We start from the raw sequence: 13643 nt of genomic DNA on the forward strand, positions 1-13643 counted from the left end.
AACAAACCTTCCATCAATCGACAGAGATGTTTTGCGCATGCTGGATTTTTTGCCTGCCCCTCTGAAAGGCACGCTTGCCGCCCTCCTTATCCTTGCCAACACCCTGGCGCTGTTTCCGATCCTGCTGGTGGTTGCCATCGTGAAGCTGGTCATACCGGTCACAGGTGTTCGAACCGCCTGCACGGTGGTGCTTAACAAGATTGCCTGGATCTGGATCGGCTTCAATAACTGCCTGATGGACCTGCTGCACAAGGTCGAGTGGGATGTCAGGGGGCTGGAAGCCCTCAACAAGCATCAATGGTATTTCGTAACCTGCAACCACCAGAGCTGGGCAGATATCCCGGCCATCCAGTACGTACTGAACAACCGAATCCCCCTGTTGAAGTTTTTCCTGAAGAAACAGTTAATCTGGGTGCCGTTTCTGGGGATCGCCTGGTGGGCTCTGGACTTTCCGTTCATGCACCGCCACACCAAAGAGCAGTTGGCACGGCGGCCAGAGCTGAAAGGGAAGGATATGGCTGCTACCCAGGCGGCCTGTGAGAAATTCCGCTACACCCCGGTCACCATTTTCAATTTCATGGAAGGCACACGCTTTACCGAAGCCAAGCATCAGCGACAGCGTTCTCCTTATAACAACCTTCTCAAGCCCAGAGCAGGCGGCACAGCGTTCGTGTTTCAGGCAATGGGTGAGATGATCCACACCATGCTGGACGTCACCATTGTGTATCCAGACGGCAAGGCAGGTTTCTGGGATTACCTGTGCGGGCGAATCCGGCGAATCGTGATCGATGTTCAGACCAAAGAGATTCCCGAGCAGTTCCTCGGCATGGACTATCAGAACGACCGGGCCATCCGGACCGATTTCCAGCGCTGGGTCAGCCAGCTCTGGGCTGAGAAAGATGTCCGGATCGATGCGCTGAAAGACAGCTAGAGCAGACCCAGTTCCCGCGCGCGGACAATTGCCTGGGTGCGGGATTTCACATCCAGTTTGGCGTTTATCCTGCGAGCATGAGTTTTAACCGTATGCAGGGAAATATGAAGCTCGTCGGCAATTTCCTGATTCGATAGCCCTTTGGCAATCAGTTCCAGAACGCCGTGTTCACGATCACTGATCGGTTCAGGCAACACATCCGCGCCCTGGGCATCCTGTATATCAAAAAGTTGACCAAGCGCGGATGTGAACGCGCCTTCGGGCAGGCGAGTAAAGGTTTTTTGCATGAGCGGTGAGAGTTCCTGCGCCAGTTCCGCAAACGGGCTCAGAAAGTGCTCCTCCGCGGCTTCTTCCACAACCGCCTGCAGCATCGCCTGACCATGGGTTTCCGCGGCCAATACCGCTTCCAGCAGGCCAATATGGAACGCCACACCGGCCGGCATCAATTCACCGTAGCGACTGCGGATATCTGTGAGCTGTCGGCGTGCTCCCTCGACATCATCACGAGCCATGGCAACCCGGACCTGAAGACAGTCCAGCATGCCGGGCATCATTGGAAACAGCTCCGGCACCCTCCCAGAACAGCGATAGGGCTCCAGCTTCTCGACCGCTTGCGCGGCACTTTCCGGCTGCCCCTGAGCCAGCCAGCAACTGGCCTTGAGCGCTTCGAGCACCGGCGCAAAAAGCGTCTCATCCACCTGCCAGGCGTGCATTGTCCTCTCTGCGCGGCCAATCCAGACAAACGCCTCGTCAAACTGGCCAACAGCACGACACATCAAAACCCTGAGCGCCATGACCATCAGCAACCCCACATCCCGGGACTGCTCGGCATGTCGGCTACAGGAAACCAGCAGGCGGTCCGCCTCCTTATCACGCCCCTGATGCCAGAGCACCAGTGCAAGACTCAGCTGCAACCGAATCTCCCCGATACGGGCGTAACGAGTCAGCTCATGCATCGCCGTATCAAGACCGGTCCGCAACAACTGCTCGGCATGTTTCAGCGCGCCCTTACCCAGCTCGATGCCAGCGTGCGTATAGACAGCCAGCGCCTCGGATCCGAAATCCCCTGCTTCGCGCGCTAATTTTGCAGCAATACGATTAGCTTCTCGCGCCTCTGAGAACCGCCCACAGGCCGATAACGCTCCGGAACGCACCATCTGGGTCACCAGGCGCGCCTGAGCCGACAGTTCATCTTGCGCCAGGGCCTGGTCAGCCATCTCCAACGCCGCTTCGACACTACCCTCGCCCCGAAGAATAAAAGCCTTCAGCGCACACAATCGGGCGGAGTGCGCCGCTCGCTGCTCATCATCCAACCTCTCTATCAACTCCCTGGCCTGACCGAACTGGCCGCCAATCGCATGAACCCAGCCGTAAACGATGCGAAGGCGGGCGCTGCTTTCCAGTAGCTGAGGAGGGAGAGCCTTGCGAAGCCTCAATAAAGACGCGGTATCTTGCCCCAGAAGCAAGGCCTCGGAGCCCTCGGAAGCAATATTGATCACAAGCTTGGAATCACCGGACAGCAATGCATACTTCAGAGCTTCGGGAAACTGGTCGCGCTCACCGAACCACTGACTGACATAGCGCATGCGCTCACGCTGGCCCGTCAACTGCGGCGTTTTCAACCACTCCTGCAGCAACGGGTTCAGGTGATACCACCGTCCCCTGCCAGGTACAGCTTTCAGCGGGAGTCCAAGTTCGACGGCCTCAGAGGGCAAGAAATCGGCAGGATCGCCGGGAAATTCGGCCGATGTAAACAACGCATCGGAGCACAGCTCCAACTCGGCCATTAGCTGCAGCGAACGCCGCTGGGCCCGTGTCAGGTTACCCAGCACTGACTCTTTCAGAAAACGCTGGACGCTTTCGCTATCCATCAGCGAGCGAACATCACCAGTCGAGGCGATTTCTCTTCGATACAGGGCCAGCGGCGCCGGCCAGCCCTCACTCAAATCATACAGCTGATCGACGGCTATGCTCGTCAAACGCTCCGACTCTGGCAACTGCTCGAAAAACTCAAAGGTTTCAGACCGACTGAAGGCTAGCGATTCGAGCCCGAATCGTACCAGACGATTCTCGAGCTCCAGATTGTGCGTTTCGAACGGTAGCGCGGCCCTCGATAACACTACTATGCACAGGCAACGCGGGGTATCGGTCACCAACTGATGCAAAAGAGCGGTCACCGACGGGTTGGTCAGGCACTGAACGTTATCGAGAACCAGCACAGTCTGGACGCCCGGCCCCGCTTCACGGTCGAGGGCGACCAGCATCATGGCAAGGACATCCGCGAAGGTGCCACCACTATGGAGACTGCGTTCAAGTGTTTCCGAAAGATTCAGCGCAACGGCGAGGAGCGTCAGAAAGCGCGAGGGGGAATTGTCCTGACCATTCAGGCTGGTCCAGCGGCAGTTTGCGACCTGCGGGGGCATGGCGCTGAGCGCAGCGGCCACCAGGTGCGTCTTGCCGAAACCGCAACCACCCTCCACGAGAATAACGTTGCGGGACTGTGCCGCCGCCGTTATGGCTTGCTCGATTTGAGGTCGCCTCAGGTAATTACCGGCCAAAGCCGGGACCTGAATCCGCTGCCTCAAGAGGTCCTTTACCAGCTCCCCTCTATTCAGACCATTATTCGCTGACTGGAACTCATCATTGGCCGCACAGCCGTCATGGAATGGTTTCACTCGCTGCCCCGTTATACTCCGACACTCGTAACTATCTGAGTGCCGGGAATTGGCTTATTGGTACTGACTTTGAGTGGCGACCGGCAACGGGTACGCCTTTAGTATGATTGGAAGGTTAAACCAACTTGGGGGCTAGCTGCAAAAAATTGACGTAAAACTATTTTTCAAAGTGGCGGTTTTTTAACAAGTAAGGGGCTCGCCTTGGTAAATACATAAAAAAAGGCGGACATTTGTCCGCCTTTTCTGTATTTCCCGAGGTTTTACCGAGTACCAGCCCGGCGCAGAGCCGCTGGTGTGTAATCCCGGGATTGACGATCCGCGCCAAATTCGTACGCGTTCTTTTCCTCATTGGTCAACCCGAGGGCCAGATAGCGGCCTGAGAGCAGATCGTAGAGTACTTCAATCGCATACCAGGGCACATTATGATCGTAGAACTGGACGGCGTGAGCTTCCGCAACCCGCCACAGTTCTCCGCGGCCATCGTAATGGTCAATTACTGAAGCCTGCCAGGAATCCTCATCAATGTAGAAGTCACGCTGGGCATAAATATGACGCTCACCGCTCTTCAGCGTTGCACGCACGTGCCAGACGCGGTGGAGTTCATAGCGGGTCAGCTGCTGATCGATGTGGCCAGCCTTGATGATCTGATCGTACTTGAGGTCAGGATTCATCAGACGGTAGGAGTTGTACGGAATGTACATTTCCTTTTTACCAATCAGTTCCCAGTCATACCGATCAGGTGCACCGTTATACATGTCGAAGTTATCAGCGGTACGCATGCCATCAGCCGCGGTACCTGGGCCGTCATAGGCGACCTGAGGTGCACGACGGACACGACGCTGACCTGCGTTGTAGACCCAAGCCCGGCGAGGCTCAGCAACCTGATCGATCGTCTCATGCACCAGCAGAACGTTACCCGCCAGTCGCGCAGGCGCAGTAATCGCCTGCTTGAAGTAGAAGAGCACGTTCGGATCTTTTCCAGGCTCGTAATCGCTCAGTGCCGTCCGCCAGGTAAATTCGTCCTGGAACTTCACAACCGAGAACGCACCACTTTCCGTGGGCGTTACCTGGCCGATGGTCCGGACCACAGAACCACCGCGGTAACGGGTAATGTGGTTCCAGATTACTTCCAAGCCATTCTTCGGAATCGGGAAGGGGGTTGCCTCTTCATAATTTCCGAGGCCGTTACCTTCCTGAATCAGCTCAACACTGGTTGCGTTCTCAACCGTCTGCTCCTGGATTCGCTCCGGATATACCGCTGACCGGTGCGTTTCGAAAACAGGCATGACGTAATCTTTGTAACGCTTGATCATCGCGACCTGTCCTGCGGACAGATTGTCGGCGTACTGGTCGACGTTACTCTGATCAATCACAAACTTCGGCTGTTCGCCGGAGAACGGGTCAACGTAAGCGCCACCACTCTTGTAGCCGGCGGGCGGAGTATCCAATCCGCCTGTCCACTCTGGAATATCGCCACCGTTACCGGCTTTCTCTGCACCAATCGGGGTCAGAGTGTCGCCGAGCTTGGCCGCTTCACCGGCAGAAACCGCACCAAAGGCCTGGCCTGCAAAAACACTTGCAGCCAGTACACCCGTGGCCAGTAGTTTCTTGTTTAATTTCATTTTCATCCCTCGTAAAACGAATTCTTTCCGGTATTAGAATGAGTAGGAAACACTGACCGTCGCAAAGTCACGGTCTGTCAACTCGTTATACGGCTTACCGCCGAAAAAGTTGGTGTATCCAATATTACCGGTGATCTTGTTCTGATAGATCGCCTCCAGGGAGACACCCAGAGCCTTACTACCCTCATTAAATGCGCCACCTGGTTGCGGGCTGTAGCCCTCCACATCGTGCGACCAAGCCAACTGCGGACGCAGGTTCACACCGGCAAAGACGTTCGGGTAATCCCAAACGAAACGAGCGCGGTAACCCCATGAGAAATCGGTGGTAAACCCTTCATTATTACAGTAGTTGGTATTTATGTTTGCGCCAAGACAGACATCGCCAACACCTTCCAGCGGAATGGTACCGATACCATAGGTACCGGAACGACCGTAGCGGGCCTCGTCGTATTCCGGCAGGTCGTGGACGTAGGTCGCACCGAACTCGGTAATGAAGGTCATTCGGCTGGCACCCATGATCTGGTCAAAGAACTTGATCAGGGTGAACTGGGTCTGGGACACGTTGAAGCGGTCGTAGCCGGCCACTTCCTGGCCTGCCAGGTTGGCATTGCCGGTTTCCTCGAGACGCTGCTGCTCCAGCTGACTCAGGATTTCACCATTCGGGCCGCGCTGCTGCAGACCACCAAAGATCAGCTCGAACGCGTTCCACTGCAGAGGCACGTTGTCACGGAAGCTGTATTCTGCGCCCAGAGACCAACCGCCCGGCGTAGTGGTGTTGATGCTGATACCGTACAGGTTGATGTTCTCCGGGTACTCGATGAAGTAGCTCGGGAACGTCGTGAACTCCTGTGATGGATCGTTCTGCTGGGTATCACCTGGGTTGGAAGGATTGTTTACCACACCGCTTACGTACGGCAGACGGCTGTTGTACTTGATGTAGTAGAAGCCCAGCTCGGAATCATTCAGCGCAGGTACGTACCAGCGCATGGCCACGCCGAACTGATCCTTCGAATCTGCTTCCTTATCCCCTACCCGCGGTGCGATGAAGCCCTGGGCAAATGCCTGAGAATCCGGCAACTGACCGGCCAGCAGAACCGGGCCACAGCCATCGGCCGCAAAATCGTTGGTGGAGAAGAAGGTACCGCAGTCATCAGGCTTGACCGGCTCCCAGTCGGCCTGGACAAAACCTTCCAGAGTGATGTTCTCGGTCACGCCGGCAGACATGTAGAACATTTCAACCGGCAGCAGGGCGTCTTTCAGCTCGGCGCCCGGGGCGCGGAAGGCCGGCACGTCAACCGGGTTGATGACGTTGATGCCGCCCTGGATGAACGTACTCTCACCCCAGCTCACCACCTGGCGGCCGTAACGCAGGCTGACGGGCACGTTGCCGAAGTACCAGTCGGTAAACACATAGGCATCCAGCAGTTCGCCGCCAGAAGCATTGGCTTTGGCTCTCGGGTTCAGCTCACGTTGCTGGCCCACAAAATCCACCGCACGGCTTTCGTCTTTCAGTTCGAAATCGTACCAGTAACGGCCGCGCACCAGGCCACCTACACGGGTCAGAACATCGCTGTCAACGTAGTAGTCGACAAACAATTCACTGTTGCCCTTGACGATCTTTGAGTAGGTGTCTCCTTTCTCAAAGTTCAGGTTGCCGTCGTCATAGTTGTTGGTGGAAGCACCGATGTTTTCCAAGTCACCACCGGGAGCATACTCTGGCCCCAGGTTACCCTGGGCGATCAACCGCTTGTCGCGATCTTCCATCCGCCAGCCAGCACCCGCTGTCAAAGTGGTATTGAACTGGTAGTCGACACCCCAAACGCTGTTACTGTAGGCAAGGGCCTGACCAGACATACCAGCTGCTACTGCCACAGCCAGCGGTAATTTGGTCCAACGCTGCCATTGATGAGTTTTTCTTGTCATTGGAAGGCTACTCCATTGTTGTTCTGAGTCGCTGCTCTGATTATTGGTGTTCACGATGAATTGGAGGCTTCATGCACAGTGCTCGTGATGTACGCACTATAGCTAAGGCTGTCGAGCGCTTTGATCAGTCAAAAGTATGATTTTGGTTTATCCCCGACCAGCCAATAAAAAAAGCCCGGACAATCGCCGGGCTTATTCATGCTCAAATCAGTTCTATCGCCATTGCCGTGGCTTCCCCACCGCCGATGCACAAGGCTGCCACACCTCGCTTCTTGCCGTGATGCTGAAGCGCATGCATCAGAGTCACCAGCAGGCGGGAGCCGGTTGAGCCCACTGGATGGCCCTGGGCGCAGGCGCCACCATGGACATTCACTTTTTCCGGATCCAGACCAAGCTCCCGGATCGGCATCATCGCGACCATGGCAAAGGCTTCGTTGATTTCGAACAAATCGATGTCTGCCTTGTTCCAGCCGGTCTTACCCAGCAGTGTTTCGATGGCGCCAACTGGCGCGCAGGTAAACTCTGACGGATGCTGGGATTGGGTGCTGTGTCCCACAATCCGGGCGATTGGCTTGAGGCCGCGCTTCTCGGCTTCGGATTCCCGCATCAGAACCAGCGCAGAGGCGCCATCGGAAATGGAGGACGCATTCGCCGCAGTCACGGTACCGTCCTTGCTGAACGCCGGTCGGAGGGAGGGAATTTTCTCGATATTGGCGTTAAAAGGCTGCTCATCGTGTTCAACTACGGTTTCACCTTTTCGGGTTTTCACGGAAACCGGCACGATCTCAGGCTTCAGAACACCGCCTTCAATAGCGCGCTGGGCCCGCTTAAGCGACTGGATCGCGTAGTCATCCATCTCTTCACGGGTGTACCCTTTCTTATCCGCCATTTCCTGGGCGAATGCACCCATCAGACGACCGGTTTCTGCATCTTCCAGTCCATCCAGAAACATATGATCCTGAACGGTATCGCCAGCACCCATACGGTAACCTTTACGGGCATTCTGCAGGATGTACGGCGCGTTCGACATACTCTCCATACCGCCGGCGACCATAATGTCATTGCTACCAGCTTTGATCAGGTCGTGAGCAAACATCGCGGCCTTCATACCTGAACCACACAGCTTGTTGATTGTGGTTGCACCCGTGCTGTCAGGCAGCCCCGCCTGCCGCATCGCCTGACGCGCAGGGCCCTGCTTCAGGCCTGCAGGCAAAACATTTCCCATAATCACTTCCTGCACATCAGCAGGCTGCAGGCCCGCTCGCTTGACCGCTTCAGCGATGGCAATCGCGCCAAGCTCGGGCGCGGAAATCGCCGACAAGCTGCCCTGAAAGCCGCCCATCGGGGTTCGCACGCCACTGACAATCACTACGTTATCGGTACTCATGGATGCATCTCTCTTTGTTATGTCCGGACAAACAGCCCCATCGCCCGGCCTGGTCACTGATCGGACCTGAAGTCCGACCGCCAATCAAGGCTTGTGAGGTGCCTCGAGGTATTCATGGGACTGCATTTCCAGCAGCCGGGATTCGGTGCGCTCGAATTCAAAACTCAATCGGCCACCTGCATATAGCTCGGTAATTGGTGCTGCAGCCGACATGATGACTTTTACGTTGCGGTCATAGAATTCATCGACCATGTTGATAAACCGACGCGCCTGATCGTCTTTATCGCCACCAAGCACCGGCACATTACTGACGATAATCGCGTGAAACTGGCGGGCCAACTCGATGTAGTCGTTCTGGCTTCGCGGTCCGTCACACACATCGGTGAAATCGAACCAGACCACGTCGTCGGCGTGCGCCTGGACCGGAATTTTCCGCCCATTCACCTCGATGCTCTGACTGTGTTTCCCTGCTTCAACCGCGAGGGCATCAAAACTCTTTCGCAGGCTGACATCGGCGTCTTGATCCAGCGGCGAGTGAAACAGCTCGGCCTGCTCGAGGGTTCTTAGCCGATAATCAACACCGCCGTCGACATTGACCACATCGGTGTATTTTTTTACCAGCGCAATCGCCGGCAGAAAACGGGCCCGCTGAAGTCCATCCTTATACAGGCCATCCGGTACGATATTGGAGGTACAGACCAGCGTTACCCCGCGACTGAACAAGCCGTCCATCAAGGTGGCCAGGATCATCGCGTCGCCGATATCGGAGACAAAGAACTCATCGAAACAAATCACTCGGGTTTCTTCGGCAAATTTCCGGGACACCAGTTCCAGCGGGTTTTTCTCGCCCTTGAGATGCTTCAGCTCATGGTGAACGCGCTGCATGAAACGGTGAAAGTGAACGCGCATTTTGCGCTCAAACGGGAGCGACTCGTAAAAGGTGTCCATCAAATAGGTTTTGCCGCGCCCGACACCGCCCCAGAAATAAAGCCCCTTTACCGGCTCTTCCCTGCCCTTTTTCAGCTTTCGGCGCAACTTGACCATCGCCCTGTTGCGCTCGGTTTCCGCAGCCACGAGCTTTTCATAGAGTGCCTGAAGACGACGCACGGCGTCCTCCTGGGCGGAATCTTTCTGAAAATCAGGGCGTTCAAGATCCTGCTGATAACGCTCCCAGGGTGTCAGGTTCGCACTGGTTTTTCGTGTGGACGTCGCTGCGGGCATTCGGTTTTCCAAGATCTGAATCATGAAATTTGGGCGCTGTATTGTCGCGCATTTCGGCTTTTTTCGCCACGATGCCCACCAGATGTAAATTTACGACGATTGGCTCATCACACGGTAATGTGCTGTCAGCGCTCAGGACGCTATACTCGGTAGACGTGCGAGGTAAAATTCCAGTCAAAAAGGGACGACACAACCTATGGAAAACCTGATTCTGGCAGCGGTTGCCGCGCTCATCGTCGGCATCGTCATCGGGGTTATTGTTGGCCGCTCAGGCCAAGGAACCACGCTCCGGCAGCGCCGGGCGGAGCAACAGATTGAAGAACTGAGGAATGAATACACCCGCTATCAAGCACAGGTGAATGAGCATTTCATGGAATCGGCTCATCTGCTGCGCCGGTTCAACGACACGTATCGCGACATCAATCAGCACATGGCTCGGGGCGCGAATCGCCTGTGCAATGACGATGAGTGGATGGAAGAGCTCGGTGAAGACGCGGCTCGAAAGCGCCTGGAGGGCTTGAGCGACGACGGCGTTGAGGCGCCCCGCGACTATGCTCCCAAGACCGACCCGAAAGCCTCTGGCACGCTCGCTGAGGATTTCGGACTGGCTGATAAAAACAGCGCCTGAAAGATCAAACCGGGTTGTCGCAGTCGATGAACCTGTGCGTCAACCCGAATTCCTTGGCCAATGCCTCGCCCAGAGCCTGAACACCGTAGCGTTCGGTGGCATGATGGCCTGCGGCAAAATAGTGAATGCCGGATTCCCGAGCGGTGTGTGTGGTGGGTTCGGAGATCTCCCCACTGATGTAGGCATCCAGCCCGGCCTCTAGAGCCTTATCGATGAAACCCTGCGCGGCGCCCGTGCACCAACCCACACGACGAATCTCGTCCTTCCCTTCGCCGACCCACAATGGCGCCCGATTCAGCTTTTCGGAGATCTGCTGGGCAAAGTGAGACACCTGCACCGGCTGCTCCAACTCGCCTTGCCAGACAAGCCCTCCAAGGGGTCGGGGATTGGCAATTCCCAGAATCTTGGCCAATTGCCGGTTATTACCAAGTTCAGGGTGATCATCCAGCGGCAGGTGGTAGGCCACCAGATTGACATCGTGATTCAGGAGCAGTTTGAGACGATCCCGCTTCATGCCACGAACCCGGGGATCCTCGCCTTTCCAGAAATACCCATGGTGAACCAGAATCATGTCTGCACCCGCATCGATAGCGGCATCGATCAGTGCCTTGGAGGCGGTGACCCCACTAACGATCAGCTTGACGTCCGGGCGCCCTTCCACCTGAAGGCCGTTCGGGCAATAATCCTGGAAATTCTCGGGCAGAAGCCACTCATCAATCTTCTTCAGAATATCGTCACGATTACCCATAAGCTTCTCCTATCACCGGAAAACACGCTGCTAACCCCGGCCCACTCAATCAGGCAACGGGCGGGTTAGAGAGACGACAGCCCATCGATCAGCGCGTCGTTTTGCGATGCCGTGCCAATCGTAATCCGAAGGTGTTCGCTGATTCTCGGTTTGTTGAAGTGCCGGACGATGATCCCCTTTTCCCGAAGTCCGCTGGCCAGGTAGTCGCCCGACTTATCAGGGTGACGGGTCAGAACGAAATTAGCCATCGATGGCAGCACTTCGAAGCCTTGCTGTTCCAGAGCTTGCGTAACACGCTGCCGCTCAGTTATCACACTTTGGCAGCATTCGCGGAACCAGGATTCATCCTCGTAGGCGGCTTTAGCGCCAGCCAGTGCCAGGCGATCCAGCGGGTAACTGTTAAAACTGTTCTTGACCCGGTTCAGCGCCTCGATCAGATCCGGATGGCCAACGGCGAAACCCACCCGAAGACCAGCCAGTGCCCGCGACTTCGACAAGGTTTGTGTCACCAGAAGATTGGGGTACCGATCCACCAGAGTAATGGCACTGGTGCCACCAAAATCAATGTAGGCTTCATCCACCACGACTACCCTGTCCGGGTTGGCGTCCAGTATCTTTTCGATATGTGTCAATGCCAGATAACGGCCCGTGGGCGCATTGGGGTTAGGAAAAATCACCCCGCCGTTGGAGCCACAGTAATCGGCAGGATCAATCTCAAAATCATCGGTCAACGGGATCTGCCGGCTGTCGATACCGTACAGCCCGCAATAAACCGGGTAGAAACTGTAGGTCACGTCCGGAAACAGAATCGGCTCACCGTGCTGGAACAGACCATAGAAGATGTGGGCGAGTACTTCGTCCGACCCATTGCCCAGGAACACCTGCTGCGGATCGACACCATGATAGGTCGCGATGGTCTGGCGCAGACTGTCACCTTCTGGATCGGGATACAGCCGCAAACTGTCGTTCAACTCGGCCTGGATTGCCTCGATCACTTTCGGCGAAGGGCCAAAAGGGCTCTCGTTGGTATTCAGCTTCACCAGGTTGGCCACTTTCGGCTGCTCTCCCGGCACGTAGGGCACCAGGTCATTAACCAGTGGACTCCAGAACTTACTCATCCGTTACGCCTCCACTCCAGCGGGCATTAACACTCATTCTTTGATGCGGTATTCCGCAGAACGGGCGTGGGCGGTCAACCCCTCCCCTCTGGCCAGCACCGACGCAACCCGCCCCATCCGATCGGCACCGCTGGCAGAAAAGCCGATGATGGAAGATCGCTTCTGAAAGTCATACACACCCAACGGCGAGGAGAACCGTGCCGTGCCACTGGTGGGCAGAACGTGGTTGGGACCCGCGCAGTAATCGCCGAGGGCTTCGGCGGTGTAACGCCCCATAAAGACGGCACCGGCATGACGAATGTTTTCCAGCAAGGCTTCGGGATCGTCCACCGACAACTCCAGGTGCTCTGGCGCGATGCGATTCGATACCTCGGCGGCCTCGTCCAGGTCTGCCACCTGGATAAATGCGCCCCGGCTCTTTAACGATTCGGCAATAATATCGGCGCGCTCCATTGTTGGCAGGAGACGCCTGATGCTGGCCTCGACTGAATCCAGGAACGCCTTGTCCGGGCTGATCAGAATCGACTGCGCCTGCTCATCGTGCTCGGCCTGAGAAAACAGGTCCATGGCAATCCAGTCGGGATTGGTTTGGCCGTCACAGATCACAAGAATCTCCGATGGACCTGCGATCATGTCGATGCCTACGGTGCCAAACACCTCCCGCTTGGCGGTGGCCACGTAGATGTTCCCTGGCCCCACGATTTTGTCGACCGCCGGGATGCTTTCGGTTCCGTAAGCCAATGCGCCCACCGCCTGGGCGCCACCAATGGTGAATACCCGGTCGACACCGGCAATAGCCGCTGCAGCCAGAACCATGTCGTTGACCTGCCCGTCCGGCGTCGGCACAACCATCACAACTTCAGCCACGCCGGCGACCTTGGCGGGAATGGCATTCATCAACACTGAGGATGGGTAGGCGGCTTTGCCCCCGGGCACATACAGCCCGGCACGATCCAGCGGTGTAACCTTCTGCCCCAGAACCGTGCCATCGGCTTCCTGGTAGTGCCAGGACTGCTGATTCTGACGCTCGTGATAGTCACGGATCCGCTGCGCCGCCGCCTCAAGCGCCGTGCGCTGATTCTGGGGAATAGCCTCGAGCGACTGTTGCAAACGCTCTTTGCTCATTTCCAGATCGGCCAGACTGCCAGCTTTCAGGCGATCGAACTGCTCGGTAAATTCCAGAACCGCTGCATCCCCCCGAGCCTTCACCTGGGCCAGAATGTGGCGCACTGATTCGTTCACCTGATGATCAACACTGTCGTCCCAGGCCAGCAGGCTGGCCAGCGAACCATCAAAATCGTTCTGGGAGGCATTGAGCCGGGTGATACTGAAATCAGACATGTATTCAATCCTGCGTTGGAAGAGGGAATTGAAAAGGGCCGAAGCCGGG

At 56.4% G+C, this 13643-nt stretch carries 10 protein-coding genes; 2 read left to right on the plus strand and 8 right to left on the minus strand.

The features are described from left to right. Window positions 1-37: 37 nt before the first annotated feature. Window positions 38-931, plus strand: a complete 894-nt coding sequence (locus LPB19_RS15220; RefSeq protein WP_206643729.1) for an acyltransferase — start codon at window positions 38-40, stop codon at window positions 929-931. Here LPB19_RS15220 and LPB19_RS15225 read toward each other — a convergent pair. From LPB19_RS15225 to zapE, 5 genes are all read right to left on the minus strand, one after another. Further along, window positions 928-3606 carry a LuxR C-terminal-related transcriptional regulator gene (locus tag LPB19_RS15225; RefSeq protein WP_206643730.1) on the minus strand — a complete coding sequence of 893 codons (2679 nt, stop codon included), beginning with the start codon at window positions 3604-3606 and terminating at the stop codon, window positions 928-930. The genes LPB19_RS15220 and LPB19_RS15225 overlap by 4 nt on opposite strands. Before the next feature lie 260 nt (window positions 3607-3866). After that, window positions 3867-5228 (minus strand): DUF1329 domain-containing protein, encoded by a 1362-nt coding sequence (locus tag LPB19_RS15230; protein WP_206643731.1) that lies wholly within the window; start codon window positions 5226-5228, stop codon window positions 3867-3869. A gap of 33 nt (window positions 5229-5261) precedes the next feature. Further along, the gene (locus LPB19_RS15235; RefSeq protein WP_206643732.1) at window positions 5262-7151 is read right to left on the minus strand and encodes a DUF1302 domain-containing protein; all 1890 of its coding nucleotides are present in this window, start codon (window positions 7149-7151) and stop codon (window positions 5262-5264) included. 202 nt (window positions 7152-7353) lie between these two features. Continuing rightward, window positions 7354-8538 carry a thiolase family protein gene (locus LPB19_RS15240; RefSeq protein WP_206643733.1) on the minus strand — a complete coding sequence of 395 codons (1185 nt, stop codon included), beginning with the start codon at window positions 8536-8538 and terminating at the stop codon, window positions 7354-7356. An 84-nt stretch (window positions 8539-8622) separates the two neighbouring features. Beyond that, a complete protein-coding gene (zapE, locus tag LPB19_RS15245) occupies window positions 8623-9720 on the minus strand; it encodes a cell division protein ZapE (RefSeq protein WP_206645815.1) in 1098 nt (365 codons plus the stop codon). A 235-nt stretch (window positions 9721-9955) separates the two neighbouring features. Between zapE and LPB19_RS15250 the strand changes: the two genes are divergently transcribed. Next, on the plus strand, window positions 9956-10387 hold the full coding sequence (locus LPB19_RS15250; RefSeq protein WP_206643734.1) for a YhcB family protein: 432 nt from the start codon (window positions 9956-9958) through the stop codon (window positions 10385-10387). 4 nt (window positions 10388-10391) lie between these two features. Here LPB19_RS15250 and LPB19_RS15255 read toward each other — a convergent pair whose 3' ends face one another. From LPB19_RS15255 to hisD, 3 genes are all read right to left on the minus strand, one after another. Then, window positions 10392-11135 carry a Nif3-like dinuclear metal center hexameric protein gene (locus LPB19_RS15255; protein ID WP_206643735.1) on the minus strand — a complete coding sequence of 248 codons (744 nt, stop codon included), beginning with the start codon at window positions 11133-11135 and terminating at the stop codon, window positions 10392-10394. Between the two features lie 65 nt (window positions 11136-11200). Further along, complete coding sequence (gene hisC, locus LPB19_RS15260; protein ID WP_206643736.1) at window positions 11201-12253, minus strand: histidinol-phosphate transaminase; 1053 nt, start codon at window positions 12251-12253, stop codon at window positions 11201-11203. A 33-nt stretch (window positions 12254-12286) separates the two neighbouring features. Beyond that, complete coding sequence (gene hisD, locus LPB19_RS15265; RefSeq protein ID WP_206643737.1) at window positions 12287-13594, minus strand: histidinol dehydrogenase; 1308 nt, start codon at window positions 13592-13594, stop codon at window positions 12287-12289. Window positions 13595-13643 lie beyond the last annotated feature (49 nt).

Origin of the sequence: Marinobacter salinisoli, assembly GCF_017301335.1 — a bacterium.
In the GTDB taxonomy this organism is placed as follows: Bacteria; Pseudomonadota; Gammaproteobacteria; order Pseudomonadales; family Oleiphilaceae; genus Marinobacter; species Marinobacter salinisoli.